Origin of the sequence: Aureimonas sp. AU40 (assembly GCF_001463785.1) — a bacterium.
GTDB lineage: Bacteria > Pseudomonadota > Alphaproteobacteria > Rhizobiales > Rhizobiaceae > Aureimonas.
Genome location: NZ_BBWL01000031.1, coordinates 20,728 through 35,577 on the forward strand (window position 1 = coordinate 20,728; position 14,850 = coordinate 35,577).

The window sequence follows — 14,850 nt, forward strand, 5'->3', positions numbered from 1 at the left end:
ATGAGCGCACTTGACGAAATCAGGGTCGTCTTCTTTCAAGAATGCGACGACCAGCTTCAGGAGCTGGAGGACGGCCTCACCGCCATGGAAGGCGGCGAGACCGACGACGACACGGTGAACCGCGTCTTCCGCGCGGTGCACTCCATCAAGGGCGGCGCGGGCGCCTTCGACCTGCACAAGCTCGTCAAGTTCGCCCACACGTTCGAGACCGTTCTCGACGAGGTTCGCTCCCATCGGCTGGCCGCCGACGGAACGGTGATGCCCGTCATGCTGCGCTCGGCCGACCATCTGCGCGATCTCGTGGCCGCCGGCCGCGACGGCGGCGATGGCGACCAGGAGCGCTCCAAGGAGCTGATCGTCGAACTGGAAGCGCTGATCGGCGGCCCCAAGGGCGGCCATTCGGCGGCGGATGACGACGACGAGGGCGACGGCGGCCTGAGCCTGGCCGATTTCGAGTTCACGCCGATCGCCATGGACTGGGGCGCGATGGGCCTCGGCACCGGCTTGGGCGGAGGCCTCGGCGAAGACGCGGCCGCGAGCGAGGGCGAGGAAGACGGCCCGGCGATCCGCATCAGCTTCCGGCCGCGCAAGGACCTCTACGCCAAGGCCAACGAGGCGGCGGTTCTCCTGCGCGAGGTCGCAGCGCTCGGCGAGGCCACGGTTCGCTGCGACATTTCGGACGTGCCGCTGCTCGACGCGATCGACCCGGAAGGCGCCTATCTCGCCTTCGAGGTGGAGCTCGACGGCGAGAACGCCACCGAGGCCAAGGTCCGCGAGATCTTCGAATTCGCCGAATGGGACTGCGACTTGGAGATCAAGGCGCGCGGCGGTTCCGTGCCCGATTTCGGCGCGATCGGCGGCGACGATGCGGGCGGCCTGTCGGTTGCCGATCTGCTTGCCCGCCTGCAGGGCGAGATCGCGACCGAAGCGCCTTCCGAATCCACCGACAGCGCGGAGGGCTCCCCCCTCCCCTCGCTGAAGCCGGCCCCCGAAACGTCTGAGCCCGCGAAAGCCGAGGGCAAGGACGACAAGGACGACAAGGGTAAAGCCGGCAGCAAGGGCGAGGCCGAAGCGCCCGCCGTCGTCATTCGCGTCGAACTGCACCGCGTCGATAAGCTGATCGATCTGGTCGGCGAACTCGTCACCACGCAGACCATGCTGGCCCAGAAGGTCGAGGAAGCCGGGCTTCCCACCGGCTCCGAGGTCGTCAGCTCGATCGAGGAACTGGACCGCCTGACCCGCACGCTGCAGGACAGCGTCATGGCCGTGCGCGCCCAGCCCGTGAAGTCGGTGTTCCAGCGCATGCCGCGCCTCGTGCGCGAAACCGCTTCGGCCACTGGCAAGAAGGTCAACTTCGTCACCCATGGCGAGAACACCGAGGTCGACAAGACCGTGGTGGAACGCCTGTCCGATCCGCTCACCCACATGATCCGCAACGCGATCGACCACGGCTTGGAAAAGCCGGACGACCGCGTCGCCAAGGGCAAGCCGGCGGAGGGCACGGTGACGCTCTCGGCCGCCCATCGCTCGGGCCGCATCATCATCGAGATCTCGGACGACGGCGGCGGCATCAACCGGCCCAAGGTCAAGCAGATCGCCATCGACAAGGGCCTGATCCCGGCCGACGCGGTTCTCTCCGACGAGGAAACCGACCAGCTGGTGATGCTGCCGGGCTTCTCCACCGCCACCACAGTCTCGGCCATTTCCGGGCGCGGTGTCGGCATGGACGTGGTGAAGTCATCGATCGAGGCGCTCGGCGGACGCCTGTCCATCTCCTCGCGCCCCGGCCTCGGCTCGGCCTTCACCATGAGCCTGCCGCTGACGCTGGCCGTGCTCGAAGGCATGATCGTGCGCGTCGAGGAGGAGACGCTGGTGATACCGCTCAGCACCATCGTTTTCACCTTCCGCCCCCAGCCCGGCGACGTCCAGTATGTCGGCCAGGGGCGCACGGTGCATGTACGCGACCAGATCGTGCCGCTCATCGATGTCGGCGTGGCGCTGGGCTACCGCAAGGACCCGGTGGACCCCCTCACCTCCGTCGCCGTGCTGGTGGATTGCGACAACAACCGCCGCGTAGCGCTTCTGGTGGACGACATCCGCGGCCAGCGGCAGGTCGTCATCAAGAGTCTCGAGAAGAACTACCGTCCGGTTCACGGCATTTCGGCGGCGACGATCTCGGGCGAGGGGCGCGTGGCGCTGATCGTCGATGTCGAGGCCATCGCGGGCGACCGGACGCTCGACAACTTCATCTTCGGTATCGACAACGTCGCGGCGGAGTAAACCATCATGTCGAACACGGCCCGCAAATCCATCGGCTACGGCGTCGAGATGGTCGCCTTCCGCGTCGGTCCCCAAGAATTCTGCGTCGATATCAAGGCGGTGCGGGAAATCCGGGGCTGGACGCCGGCCACCACCCTGCCCCATGCGCCGCACTACATCCTCGGCGTCATCAACCTTCGCGGCACGGTTCTGCCGGTGGTGAATCTCGCCGCCCGGCTCGGCCTACCGCTGGAGGACCCGACCCCGCGCCACGTCATCATCGTCGTCCAGGCCGAGGACCAGACCTTCGGCCTTCTGGTGGACGCGGTGTCCGACATCCTGTCCATCTCGCCCGAGCTGATGCAGGGCGCGCCGGACCTGGCGCAGGATTCGGCCAAGGCCTTCGTTTCCTCCGTGATCGCCATGGAAGAGCGGATGATCGCCCGGATCATGCCCGAGCGCATGCTGCCCGAGCGCCTGCGGCTGAACTAGCCATGGCGCCCGCCCTGTCCCCATCGGGCCCCACGCCGTCTCTGGGGCCCGCCTCTTCGCCCCTGGGGAAGGCGAGCGACGATCCGGACCTGTCGCCGAAGGAGTTCGGCCGCATCGCCCGGATCATTCGCGACGAGGCCGGCATCCATCTGGGAGACGCCAAGACCTCGCTGGTCTATTCGCGTCTGGTAAAGCGGCTCCGGGCGGTCGGCCTGACGTCCTTCGCGAGCTATTGCGATCTCGTCAGCTCCGCGGCGGGCACGGCCGAACTGCAGAAGATGGTGGAGGCGCTGACCACCAACTACACGTTCTTCCTGCGCGAGCCGCACCATTTCGAGCATCTGCGCCGCGAGGTTCTGCCCGGCCTTCTGGCCGAGGCGGCGCGCGGGCGTCGGGTGCGGATCTGGAGCGCGGGCTGCTCCATGGGGCATGAGACCTACTCGATCGCCCTGTCGATCCTCGCCGTGGCGCCCGATTGTGGCCGCCACGACGTCAAGATCCTGGCGACCGACATCGACCGCAACGTTCTGGCCACCGCGCGCGCCGGGCTCTACGACGAGGCGACGCTGGCGGTTCTTTCGCCGGCCGACCGCCAGCTCGGCTTTCTGCCCCCGAACGAGGACGGCCTCTTCCAGGTGCGGCCCGAGCTGCGCTCGCTCGTCACCTTCCGCGAGCTGAACCTTCTGGACGAATGGCCGATGAACGGGCAGTTCGACATCGTCTTCTTTCGCAACGTCGCGATCTATTTCGACCAGCCGCTGCGCGAATCGCTCTGGTCGCGCATGGGCCAGCACATCCGGCCCGGCGGCTGGCTCTATGCCGGCCATTCCGAGCGCCTCACCGGCCCGGCGGCCAAGCTCTTCACCCACGAGGCCACCACGACCTATCGGAGACTTCCGGCATGATGCGGGCGGTTGGAACCGCGCCGGTCCGCGTGCTGGTGATCGACGATTCGCCCACCATGCGCATGCTGATCCGAACCGCCCTGCGCGAGGAGGACGACATCCAGGTCGTCGGCGAGGCAGGCACGGCGGCGGAGGCACGCGAGGCGATCAAGGCGCTCGACCCCGACGTGGTGACGCTCGACGTCGAGATGCCGGGCATGCAGGGCATCGAGTTCCTGGAAAAGATCATGCGGCTGCGCCCCATGCCGGTGGTCATGGTGTCGAACCAGACCGGCCCCGGCACCGCGACGGCGATCGAGGCTCTGTCGATCGGCGCGTTCGACTGCCTGGCCAAGCCGCGCCGGGCAAAGGACGAGGCCTTCGCCCGGCTCGGCCACACGCTTCGCATGGCGGCGGCCTCCCGCCAGGGGCTGCAGGGCATCTCGGCGCGGCTCGCGCGCGCCCCGGCGGCGCCGCGCACCGCCTTGCCCCGAACCACGGCAAGCCTTGCCCCGGGCAAGAGCACGCCCGAGATCATCGCCATCGGCGCTTCCACCGGCGGCATCGAGGCCTTGACCGAGCTGTTTTCGGACTGGCCCGCCACCGCGCCGCCGACGCTCGTGGTGCAGCATCTCCCCGCCGGCTTCACGCGCGGCTTCGCTCAGCGGCTGGAGCGGCTTTCGCCCGCCAGCGTGCGTGAGGCCGAGGACGGAATGACGCTGGAGCGCGGCCATATCTACATCGCGCCCGGTGGCAAGCGGCACCTGATGGCGCTGGGTGCCGTGCCGACCTGCTCCCTCGTGGAGGCGGCTCCCGTCAGCGGACATTGCCCGTCGGTTGACGTTCTCTTTCACTCCGTCGCCCGTCGTTTCGGAAATAGAAGCCTTGCCGTCGTTTTAACCGGCATGGGCAGCGACGGAGCCCAGGGTGCATTGGAGATTCGTAAAGCCGGAGGGAGGACAATCGGCCAGAATGAGGAATCCTGCCTCGTCTACGGAATGCCGCGTGCGGCCTTCTCGCTCGGAGCCATCGACGAGGAGCATCCGCTCGAAACCATACACCGCGCCGTCTTCGGCGCCTGACACGAAAGCCTGACGCCCATGTCGCTCACCAAGCAGACGATCAAGATCCTGATCGTGGACGACCAGACCACCAGCCGTCTCTTGATGCGCGACGCGCTGCAACAGATCGGCTTCGCCAACATCCCCTTCGCCAAGGATGGCGAGGAGGCGTTGAAGATGATGATGTCGAGCCCGGCCCATATCGTCGTGTCCGACTACAACATGCCCAAGCTCAACGGGCTTCAGCTCCTGCAGGCGATCCGCACCTATCCCGCGACGCGCATCACGCCCTTCATCCTCCTGACGGGCTCGGGCGACCGCGAAGTGCTGCAGCGCGCGATCAAGCTCGGCGTCAACAACTACCTGCCCAAGCCCGTGCAGCCGGCGGCGCTGCAGAAGGCCATCCAGGCGGTGACCGGCAACCTGCCCTGACATGCCGAACAGCGAGAGCCGAATTCACGTTCCTCAGGGTGAGATCCGCGTCGCGACCAGCGCGAAGACCTGCCTGACCACCGTGCTCGGCTCGTGCGTCACGGCCTGCATCTTCGATCCCCTCGCGCCGGCCGGTGGAATGAACCACTTCCTTCTGGCCGGCGACGGTGGGACCTGCAGCGGCGCGTCGGAGCGCTACGGCGTCTATCTCATGGAGCTTCTGGTGAACGGGCTCCTGGAGCGCGGCGCCCGGCGCGAGCGCCTGCTCGGCAAGCTCTTCGGCGGCGCCAGCACCGGCATGAGCCGGGGCGAGATCGGCGCCGACAACTGCGCCTTCGCCAAGCGCTTCCTGGCGATGGAAAACATCCCGCTCGTCAGCGCGAGCCTGGGCGGGACGAAAGTCCGACGCGTCGAGTTCTGGCCCGTCGGCGGGCGGGCCCGCCAGCGCTTCATCGACGTTCCCGATCCCGCTCCCCCGCCTGTCCCGGCCGAATCCTCGGTGCAGGGTGAGGTCGAGTTCTTCTGATTCCATGATCCATGGCGGTGTCGAACGGGCGTCGCCTTTCAGCCCTCGCATCCCAGCCCAGGCCTTGCTGCACCGCACTTTGGCGTGCGACATGCCCGCTCCGATCCGCCGAGGGATTTCCGGCCGCGGCCGCTCCCCTTGCGCCTATCCTGAAAGACCGCCGAACGAGGCGGCAAGGAGAGTTTCATGTCCCAGCCTTCCGCTGTTTCGCTGTCGCTCGTGCTCGAGCGGATCGGGCAGGAATTGTCGCGCCAAGCCGAAGCCGTGCGCTCGCTTCACGCCCTTGTGGAGGCGGGCTCCGGGCCCTCGACCGAGGCGCTCGTCACCGCCCAGGCAATCGATACGTCCTCCCAGCATCTGGGCGAGCTTTCCGGCCTGCTCCAATGCCTCTCCGGCTCGGCGGGTGATGCTTTCGCGCCAGCGTCCTGTTTCGAGCCCATGACCCTGTCGGGTCTTCGCGCCCGCCTTTTGGGCGATGCCGAAGAGAATACCGAATCAGGCGAGGTCGATTTCTTCTGAGGGCACGTGCTGCCCAAGCCACATCGGACGTGTTTTCGAGGTTAAACCGGGGATAAAAATCGATTCATTTGGGTGAACGCGCTTTCAAACCCCAATTTTTCGATCACGTTTTATGTCGAAGATCACGTTTTGCTGCAGAGCACAACGCGCGTGAGAACTCGATGGGAGCAACTGCAAAAATCGGGCTCCGTTACGACCCTATGCTTTCGTAAGGTACCCTTGAGATACCCCGATCGGGTGAAGTTCTCATTTTCGCCATCCTCCTTACAGGCTTGTACACTTCGATTCATATCAGGCAGCCCGAGGCCATCTATACTTATTATCGCTTAAGGATACTCCCTTTGTCGTCCGACAGTTCAGCTCTCATCGTATTGCACTGCAAACCCATTTAAAGTTAATCATTGTTTACATTGCGGTCGAAAAATCATCCTCCAAAGCAAGCAGATCGACATTCACTGATCGGATTGGGCATCAGAAGTCACCATGATCTTCTTCCACGAATTCTTTCATCACAACTCGAACGGGTAAGAACAGAGCGGATGATCCTTCGGTAGGTTACCTATAACGAAGGTTAACCAATTATTGCCAACGTAGGCCCAGGTTGCGTAGAGTTGCTTGCCGATAGTGGCCTCCACGCCATAAAGCTCTCCACACACGAACCAACCGTTTCGAGGCATGGGCATGGCAAAGTTCTCATCCCTGACTGATGTCAGCAAGGACGTACCCGTGGCAGCCTACGTGCCGCTGGGCGGCCACGCGAAGCGCGGCCTGGACATCCTGGTCGCGGCCAGCGCGCTGGTCATTCTCAGCCCGCTGATGCTCTTCATCATGATGCTGATGAAGATCACCGATCCCGGTCCGATCTTCTTCGGCCACAAGCGCGTCGGCTTCGACGGCAAGCACTTCCATTGCTTCAAGTTCCGGTCGATGGCGACCAACTCGGCCGAACTGCTGCAAAAATTGCTGCAGAGCGATCCGGTCGCGAAGGCCGAATGGGAAGCCTCGCAGAAGCTGCGCAACGATCCGCGCGTTACCCGCCTTGGCCGAATTCTCCGCGAGACCAGCCTCGACGAGCTTCCCCAGCTCATCAACGTGCTGCGCGGCGACATGAGCCTCGTCGGCCCCCGCCCGATCGTCGACGACGAGATCCCGCGCTATTCGCACCGCATCTCCGCCTACAAGCGTGTTCGCCCCGGCGTCACCGGCATGTGGCAGGTCAATGGTCGCTCGGACACGAGCTACGGCTCCCGCGTGAAGTTCGACAGCTACTATGTCCGCAACTGGTCGATCCTTCTCGACCTGCGCATTCTCTTCAAGACGATCGGCGTCGTTCTCAAGCGCGACGGCAGCTGCTAAAGTCTGACCTCACGCCGCGCTCCGGCGCGGCTTCGAGACCCTGCGATACCGCCCATTGCCCTTGGCGCCTTGGGCAGCACACGTTAAGAGCCGGGCCGTCCGATCAAAGGAATGTCCGGCATCGTCATGTCTGAACGCCTCGATCTTATCGTTTCCGCAGCGTTGCGAGCAGGAGCCGCCATCATGGCGGTCTACGAGCGCGGGGCCTCTGTGGAAACCAAGCCGGACGGAAGCCCCGTCACGGAGGCGGACCGCGTGGCCGAGGCGATTCTTCTGGACGCGCTCGGCCGCCATTTCCCCGACATACCCGTTGTCGCCGAAGAGGAAGCCGCCGAGGGCCGCGTTCCCGCCATCGGCTCCCGCTTCTTCCTGGTCGATCCGCTGGACGGAACGCGCGAGTTCATCGGCCGCAACGGCGAGTTCACCGTCAATATCGGGCTGGTGGAGGACGGGACGCCGACGCTCGGCGTCATCTACGCCCCCTGCCTCGGCCGTGTGTTCGCAGGCGAAGGCGAAAACGCGTGGCAGGGAGAGGTCGAAGCAGGAGAGGTCGTCTCGCGTCGCGCCATGAGCGTGCGCCCGGCGCCGCATCCGCCGGTGGCCGTCGCCAGCCGCTCGCATTGCTCGACCGAGACCACGGATTGGCTGGATCGCCATGCGATCTGCGATGTCGCCTCGCGCGGGTCGTCCCTGAAATTCTGCCTCTTGGCGGCGGGCGAGGCCGATCTTTATCCCCGCTTCGGCCGCACCATGGAATGGGACACGGCAGCGGGGCAGGCGATTCTGCAAAGCGCCGGCGGACGCGTCATCACACCCGACGGGCAGCCCCTGCGCTATGGCAAGCGAGGCATTTGCCAGGACACCGACTTCGAGAACGGCGCCTTTCTGGCGATCGGTGACCCCGGCTTACACAGAACCCTCGGGTAAGGCGCGGTCAGCGCAGAACCAGAACGGCGAGCCCGGCCCAGAAGCCGGACGAGATCGCCAGACCGAGGAGGATGCCCTTCGCCGGCTTCAGCCGCTCGTGCGCGTCGCTTGCCCGACTGTTCGAAGCGCCAACCAGACCGGGCGCGAAACCTGCCGTCAAATGGGACATCTCGAAACCTCGCCTTGCTGCGCTCGCCGACGACGGCACCCCTTAAGGAGCCGAGCCGACACGTGCCTGTTTTGAGAGACTAAGCCCCAGGGCTGAACGGATACTTGCGTCGATCCGTCAAATTGCGTCCATCTTTCGGCGAGCAAGCCGCGCGCGTCGGCTTCGACGGAACACAGTAAATAAAGAATAAAGTTTCGCCTTCGCGTTGATTGCGGGTGAGAAGCGCAGCGCGTAAAAGAGCACGAGTTCCATGCTGCATCTGCGAAGAAGCAGTTCGGCGATCATGACTTAGCCAAGGATGGATTGTGCCATGCACGACATGCCGCTCCCCGAACGCTCCGCCCTGAAACTCGCCGTGATCGGCACGGGCTATGTCGGTCTCGTTTCCGGCGCCTGCCTGGCCGAGGCCGGTCACCATGTCATCTGCGTCGATCAGGTTCCGGCCAAGATCGAGAAGCTGCGCGCCGGCCTCATTCCCATCTACGAGCCGGGGCTGGACGAGGTCGTCCACCGCAACGCGGCAGCCGGTCGCCTGGGCTTCACCACCAATATCGCGGAAGCCGTATCGGGCGCCGACATCGTCATGATCGCGGTCGGCACGCCGACCCGCAAGCTCGACGGCAATGCCGACCTTCAATATGTCTTCGCCGCCAGCCGCGACATCGCCCGCGCGCTGAGTCACCCGGCCGTGATCGTGACGAAGTCCACCGTGCCGGCCGGCACGGGCATGGAGATCAAGCGGATCATCGCGCGCGAAAATCCGACGCTGGATTTCGACATCGCCTCGAACCCGGAATTCCTGCGCGAGGGCAACGCGCTGTCCGATTTCATGAAGCCCGACCGCATCGTGGTCGGCACGGAAACGGAGCGCGCCCGCGCCATGATGGAGGCGCTCTACCGCCCGTTCACCGCCCAGGGCTTCGAGCTGATCTCGACCGACATCGTCTCGGCCGAGCTCATCAAATATGCCGCCAACACGTTTCTGGCGACGAAGGTCTCCTTCATCAACGAGATGGCCGACATCTGCGAGAAGGTCGGTGGCAATATTTCCGACATCTCGCGCGGCATGGGCTCGGACAAGCGCATCGGCCGCGCCTTCCTGCAGCCCGGCCCCGGCTATGGCGGCTCCTGCTTCCCGAAGGATACGCTCGCCATGGTCCATATCGGCGAGAAGGCGCTGAGCCCGGCGACCATCGTGGAGGCCGTGATCGCGGTGAACCGCGCCCGGCCGCATCGCATGGTGGCCAAGGTCGTGGCGGCCGCCGGCGGCGACGTGCGTGGCAAGACGGTCGCCTTGCTTGGTCTCACCTTCAAGCCCGAGACCGACGACGTGCGCGACAGCGTGGCCGTTCTGGTGGCCGAACAGCTCGCCGGCCAGGGCGCGCTGGTGCGCGCCTACGACCCGCAGGGCATGGACCATGCGCGCGAGCTTCTGGGCGAGGCGGTGGACTATGCGCCGAGCATGGACGCCGCGTTGGACCGGGCCGATCTCTGCGTGCTCGCCACCGAATGGCGCGAGTTCGCCGAGCGCCCGCTGGCCGACTACAAGCGGCTCCTGCGCACGCCCATGATCGTCGACTTCCGAAACGTCTTCGTGCCGGCCGAAGTGGCGAAGGCGGGGCTCGGTTATCTCTCGATCGGCCGGGCCGGCGTGCCCGCGCCCGAGCTTCTGCCGGCCTGAGACATCGGGACGAGACCGGTGGGCAGAGGATGGGCTAGGGATTTTGGCCTGTTCACGAAGAGCAAGGCTTGAGGGATGCCGGTGGCTTCGCTCAAGCAAGCGCGACGACGGGGCGGGACAAAGGGCTCAAGGCATCCAATCCCGGTAGGTTTCGTTCCAAGTCCCAAGAGACTGCTTACGACCCGGTCGGGTCCGGCAGTTTGGCGACGTTCCGCCGCCGTCCAAAGGCGAGCCGTTCCACACGGGCAGAGGTTCGTCTGTCGCTATGGACACTGGGACTGTTGCTCGTCTTCGCCGATACGTTCTCGCATCCCGAGCGTTTGGCGGCACGCGAACGACGAGGCATCACGCGGCACCGTTCCGCCGTCGAACGGCACGCTTTGGGCCGCCCCCCCCCCTGGGCGCTTCGGTTGACAAAGCAGAACGAGGCCGGCATCACTTGGCTCATTCCGAGGGGTGTGCCGCGAGGCGCTGAGATGGCGGGAGCCGAACCCTTGAACCTGATCCGGGTCATACCGGCGTAGGAACGGGAATGGGCGGCGCTCTGCTGCCCGCGCACCTTCTTCGCTTCACTCCGGATCTCTTGCGGACCCTGCTTTGGGGCTGAGGAGATCGCATGCGCCACCATCCGCCCTGCCGCCCCGACTGGCCCCGCCTCGCCTGCTGCGGGGTCTAGGCCGATATGCGCGCCCTTCGCGCTACCCTGTTCGGGCTTCTAGCGGTGCTTCTGGCCTGGGGGCTCTTCGTCGCGCTGGCGCAGCCGCCGCCCTACATGCTGCCCGGGCCGCTTCGGGTCGCCGAGGTGCTCTGGACACGCGCCGGCTTTCTTCTGGCCAATGGCTGGCTGACCCTGATCGAGACGGTGCTCGGCCTCCTATTCGGCTCGCTGGCCGGCGCGCTGGCGGGGCTTGGCGTGGTGCTCTGGCCGCGCCTCGGGCGCGTGGCCTGGCCGCTGCTTCTCGTGCTCCAGGCCATGCCGGTCTTCGCGCTGGCGCCCCTGCTCGTGCTTTGGCTCGGATTCGGCCTCGCTTCGAAGGTCATGATGGCCTCGCTGGTTCTGTTCTTTCCCGTCGCCTCGGCCTTCGCGGACGGGCTGCGACGCACCGAGCCCGAACTGCTCGACGCCACCGCGCTCACCGTGGCGAGCCACTGGCAGACGCTGCGCTTCGTTCGCATTCCGCTCGCCATGCCGGCGCTGATCACCGGCCTTCGCGTCGCCGCCCCCCTTGCCCCGCTCGGCGCGGTGATCGGCGAATGGGTCGGCGCCTCGGGCGGGCTCGGCTTCGTGATGATCCAGGCCAATGCCCGGATGCAAACCGACCTGATGTTCGCGGCGCTGGCCATCCTCGCCGCGATGACGCTGGCGCTGCGCGCACTGGTGGACGAGTTCGCCCCCCGCCTCGCCCCTTGGGCCGCCGAAAGCGGCCCCTCCCCCTTTCCCTCCCTCCTTCGAAGAAAGTCCTCCTGATGCGTCCTTTCCTCTCGGCCGCCGCGCTGGCCGTCTCGCTCCTGGCGACGCCGGCTCTCGCAGCCGACAAGCTGACCGTCCTGCTCGAATGGTTCGTGAACCCCGACCATGCGCCGCTGGTCGTCGCCAAGGAGAAGGGCATCTTCGCCAGCCACGGGCTGGACGTGGAACTGGTGCCGCCGGCCGACCCGTCCGCGCCGCCGCGCCTTCTGGCGGCGGGCCAGGCCGATATCGCACTCCACTACCAGCCGAGCCTGATGCTCGACCATGCGGCCGGGCTGCCGCTCGTGCGCTTCGGCACGCTGGTGGAAACGCCGCTCAACACGGTCGCGGTGCTGGCGAACGGGCCGATCAAGACGCTGGCCGATCTGAAGGGCAAGCGCATCGGCTATTCCGTTGCGGGCGTGGAGGAGGCGGTTCTCTCCGCCATGCTCGGCTCGGCCGGCCTCGCTTTGCCCGACGTCGAGCTGGTGAACGTCAACTTCGCGCTCACCGCCTCGCTCAGCGCCGGCAATGTGGACGCCACGATCGGCTCCTATCGCAATTTCGAGGCGACGCAGATGCGGCTCGAAAAGCACGAGGGTCGCTTCTTCTTTCCCGAGGAGAACGGCGTGCCGCCCTATGACGAGCTGATCTACGTCACGCGCCGCGATCTGGCCACCGACCCGCGCCTGCCGCGCTTCCTCGACGCGGTGGAAGAGGCGACGCTCTTCCTCACCAACCATCCCGACGAGGCGCTTCAGCTTTTCCTCAAGGCCTATCCCGATCTCGACGACACGCTGAACCGCACCGCCTTCGCCGACACGCTGCCGCGCTTCGCCAAGCGCCCCGGCGCGCTGGACACGGCCGGCATGAACCGCTTCGCCGGCTTCCTCAAGGACAAGGGGCTGATCCCCGCCGTGCCGCCGATCGCGGATTATGCGGTGGAGCTGAAGCGGTGATCCCGGTCGCGCTGACCATCGCGGGCTCGGATTCGGGGGGCGGCGCGGGCATCCAGGCCGATCTCAAGACCTTCTCCGCGCTTGGCGTCTTCGGCACCAGCGTTCTCACCGCCGTCACCGCGCAGAACACGCGCGGCGTCACCGCCGTCGAGACGCTCCCCCCCGCCATCGTCGCCGCGCAGATCGACGCCGTGCTCGGCGACTTCACGGTGGGCGGCATCAAGATCGGCATGGTGTCGAGCGAGCCGGTGATCCGCACGATCGCCGAGCGCCTGCGCGCCCATGGGCGGCGCGCCGTCGTGGACCCGGTCATGATTGCCACCTCGGGCGACAGGCTGATCGACGCGGACGCGCTGGAGGCGCTGCGCGAAGAGCTTCTGCCGCTCGCCGACGTGCTGACCCCCAACCTGCCGGAAGCCGCCCTTCTCTTGGGCACTGAGCCTGCCGCGAGCGAGGAGGCCATGCTCGGGCAGGGCGAGCGGCTGCTCGCCCTCGGCCCGCGCGCCGTTCTCATGAAGGGGGGGCACCGCGAAGGGCCGGACAGCGTCGATCTTCTCGTGTCCAATTCTAGCCTGCTGCGCCTTGCCTTTCCACGAGTCGAGACGAACAACGACCATGGCACGGGCTGCACCCTGGCGGCGGCCATCGCGGCGGGCCTTGCCAAGGGATTGGACCTCGAAAGCGCGGTGCGCGAGGCGCGTCTTTATCTCCAGGCCGCGCTCGCGGCCGGCGCCGCCTGGCGCCTTGGCTCGGGCCGTGGTCCCGTGCATCACTTCCACGCGCTTTGGCCCAAGGCCGGACAGGACGTCTCATGAGCCCTCGCTTCACCGACCAGCTGCGCGCCGGCACAGAGCCGCTTTGGAGCGAGGCGGCGGGGCACCGCTTCACCCGCGAGCTCATAGAGGGCACCGTCGCGCCAGACATCATGGCGGACTACCTCATCCAGGATCACCGCTTTCTCGACGCCTTTCTGACGTTGATCGGCGCGGCCATGGCGGCGAGCGATCGGTTCGAGGCGCGGCTGCGCCTTGCCCGCTTCGCCGGCTTGGTGGCGGGCGAAGAGAACACCTATTTCGAGCGCGCCTTCACCGCGCTCGGCGTTTCCGCCGAGCGGCGCGCCGGCGAGCCGGACACGGAGGCCACCGCCGGCTTCAAGGGGTTGATGCGCGAGGCGGCGGAGCGGCGCTCCTATGCCGCAGCGCTCAGCGTGCTGACGGTGGCCGAATGGCTTTATCTCGACTGGGCCTCGCGCGCCGTCGCGCCCCTGCCCGAGAGCTTCGTCCACCGGGAATGGATCACGCTGCACGACAATCCCGGCTTTCGCGACTTCGTGGCCTTCCTGCGCGCCGAACTCGACCGGGTGGGTCCGGCCGAGGCCGCGCTGTGTCAGGATCTGTTCGGCCGCGCGGTGGCGTTGGAGCGCCGCTTCTTCGACGCCGCCTACCGGGAGACCGGTCGATGACCGGCACCGTCTTCGAACGATTGAAGGCGGCGGCGCAGGAAGACTGGGACGGCTATGTCAACCATCCCTTCGTCTGGCACATGGGCGTCGGCGCCCTGCCGGAGAGCGCCTTTCGCCGCTATCTCGTGCAGGACTACCTGTTCCTGATCCAATTCGCCCGAGCCAACGCGCTCGCCGCCTACAAGAGCCGCTCGCTGGCCGACATGCGCCGGGCGCAGACGGGCCTCTCGGCCATTCTGGATGTCGAGCTGAACCTTCATCTTCGCCTGTCGGAGCGCTGGGGCCTGTCGGCGCGGGATCTGGAGCAGGCGCGCGAGGAGCCCGCCACCACCGCCTACACGCGCTTCGTGCTCGACTGCGGCGCCTCGGGCGACCTGCTAGACCTTCAGACCGCGCTCGCCCCTTGCGTCATCGGCTATGGCGAGATCGGCGCGCGGCTGGCCGCTTCGCTCGGGCCGGAGCATCTGGAGAATCATCCCTATCGCGAATGGATCGGGGAATATGCGGGCGAGGCCTATCAGGGCGTCGCCGAGGCGGCGCGCCTCCATCTCGAAGACCTCGCCGCCCGCTCGATGACGGAGCGCCGCTTCGAGGAGTTGGTGGGTCTGTTCGCGACGGCCTGTCGGCTGGAGCGCGATTTCTGGCAGATGGGCCTCGGGTCCGACGCCTGACA

General features: G+C 66.5%; 16 protein-coding genes and 1 riboswitch. Of the genes, 15 read left to right on the forward strand and 1 reads right to left on the reverse strand.

Annotation, left to right across the window (positions count from 1 at the left end; translation table 11 throughout):
* The 9 genes from AUL32_RS10455 (at position 1) to cysQ (ending at position 8,456) form a co-directional block, all read left to right on the forward strand.
* A complete protein-coding gene (locus AUL32_RS10455; RefSeq protein WP_062114582.1) occupies positions 1-2,280 on the forward strand; it encodes a chemotaxis protein CheA in 2,280 nt (759 codons plus the stop codon).
* Between the two features lie 6 nt (positions 2,281-2,286).
* Complete coding sequence (locus AUL32_RS10460; protein WP_061972822.1) at positions 2,287-2,751, forward strand: chemotaxis protein CheW; 465 nt, start codon at positions 2,287-2,289, stop codon at positions 2,749-2,751.
* A gap of 2 nt (positions 2,752-2,753) precedes the next feature.
* Complete coding sequence (locus tag AUL32_RS10465; RefSeq protein WP_082659512.1) at positions 2,754-3,656, forward strand: CheR family methyltransferase; 903 nt, start codon at positions 2,754-2,756, stop codon at positions 3,654-3,656.
* Positions 3,653-4,717 carry a protein-glutamate methylesterase/protein-glutamine glutaminase gene (locus tag AUL32_RS10470; RefSeq protein WP_280137575.1) on the forward strand — a complete coding sequence of 355 codons (1,065 nt, stop codon included), beginning with the start codon at positions 3,653-3,655 and terminating at the stop codon, positions 4,715-4,717. Before AUL32_RS10465 ends, AUL32_RS10470 begins: the two co-directional genes overlap by 4 nt.
* Positions 4,718-4,735: 18 nt before the next feature.
* On the forward strand, positions 4,736-5,128 hold the full coding sequence (locus AUL32_RS10475) for a response regulator (protein WP_061972823.1): 393 nt from the start codon (positions 4,736-4,738) through the stop codon (positions 5,126-5,128).
* Between the two features lies 1 nt (position 5,129).
* Entirely contained in the window at positions 5,130-5,654 is a 525-nt protein-coding gene (locus AUL32_RS10480) for a chemotaxis protein CheD (RefSeq protein ID WP_061972825.1), read from the forward strand.
* Positions 5,655-5,840: 186 nt separating this feature from the next.
* Positions 5,841-6,173, forward strand: coding sequence for a hypothetical protein (locus tag AUL32_RS10485; RefSeq protein ID WP_062114585.1), 333 nt, complete (start codon positions 5,841-5,843; stop codon positions 6,171-6,173).
* 726 nt (positions 6,174-6,899) lie between these two features.
* The gene (locus AUL32_RS10490) at positions 6,900-7,529 is read left to right on the forward strand and encodes a sugar transferase (RefSeq protein ID WP_244493197.1); all 630 of its coding nucleotides are present in this window, start codon (positions 6,900-6,902) and stop codon (positions 7,527-7,529) included.
* Positions 7,530-7,655: 126 nt separating this feature from the next.
* A complete protein-coding gene (cysQ, locus tag AUL32_RS10495; RefSeq protein WP_062114638.1) occupies positions 7,656-8,456 on the forward strand; it encodes a 3'(2'),5'-bisphosphate nucleotidase CysQ in 801 nt (266 codons plus the stop codon).
* A 7-nt stretch (positions 8,457-8,463) separates the two neighbouring features.
* Here the strand turns inward: cysQ and AUL32_RS25220 are convergent, their stop codons facing one another.
* On the reverse strand, positions 8,464-8,625 hold the full coding sequence (locus tag AUL32_RS25220) for a hypothetical protein (RefSeq protein ID WP_156421423.1): 162 nt from the start codon (positions 8,623-8,625) through the stop codon (positions 8,464-8,466).
* 310 nt (positions 8,626-8,935) lie between these two features.
* Between AUL32_RS25220 and AUL32_RS10500 the strand changes: the two genes are divergently transcribed.
* The 6 genes from AUL32_RS10500 to tenA all read left to right on the forward strand — a co-directional run bounded on the left by AUL32_RS10500 (position 8,936) and on the right by tenA (position 14,848).
* Positions 8,936-10,306, forward strand: a complete 1,371-nt coding sequence (locus tag AUL32_RS10500; RefSeq protein ID WP_156421424.1) for a UDP-glucose dehydrogenase family protein — start codon at positions 8,936-8,938, stop codon at positions 10,304-10,306.
* A gap of 442 nt (positions 10,307-10,748) precedes the next feature.
* Positions 10,749-10,850: riboswitch (TPP riboswitch) on the forward strand.
* A 138-nt stretch (positions 10,851-10,988) separates the two neighbouring features.
* Positions 10,989-11,774 carry an ABC transporter permease gene (locus AUL32_RS10505; protein ID WP_062114589.1) on the forward strand — a complete coding sequence of 262 codons (786 nt, stop codon included), beginning with the start codon at positions 10,989-10,991 and terminating at the stop codon, positions 11,772-11,774.
* A complete protein-coding gene (locus AUL32_RS10510; protein ID WP_374700945.1) occupies positions 11,771-12,715 on the forward strand; it encodes an ABC transporter substrate-binding protein in 945 nt (314 codons plus the stop codon). Before AUL32_RS10505 ends, AUL32_RS10510 begins: the two co-directional genes overlap by 4 nt.
* Positions 12,712-13,530 (forward strand): bifunctional hydroxymethylpyrimidine kinase/phosphomethylpyrimidine kinase, encoded by an 819-nt coding sequence (gene thiD, locus AUL32_RS10515; protein WP_062114594.1) that lies wholly within the window; start codon positions 12,712-12,714, stop codon positions 13,528-13,530. The genes AUL32_RS10510 and thiD overlap by 4 nt, the downstream gene beginning before the upstream one ends.
* Positions 13,527-14,177, forward strand: coding sequence for a TenA family protein (locus AUL32_RS10520; protein WP_062114597.1), 651 nt, complete (start codon positions 13,527-13,529; stop codon positions 14,175-14,177). The genes thiD and AUL32_RS10520 overlap by 4 nt, the downstream gene beginning before the upstream one ends.
* On the forward strand, positions 14,174-14,848 hold the full coding sequence (gene tenA / locus AUL32_RS10525; protein ID WP_061972835.1) for a thiaminase II: 675 nt from the start codon (positions 14,174-14,176) through the stop codon (positions 14,846-14,848). The genes AUL32_RS10520 and tenA overlap by 4 nt, the downstream gene beginning before the upstream one ends.
* Positions 14,849-14,850: the final 2 nt, after the last annotated feature.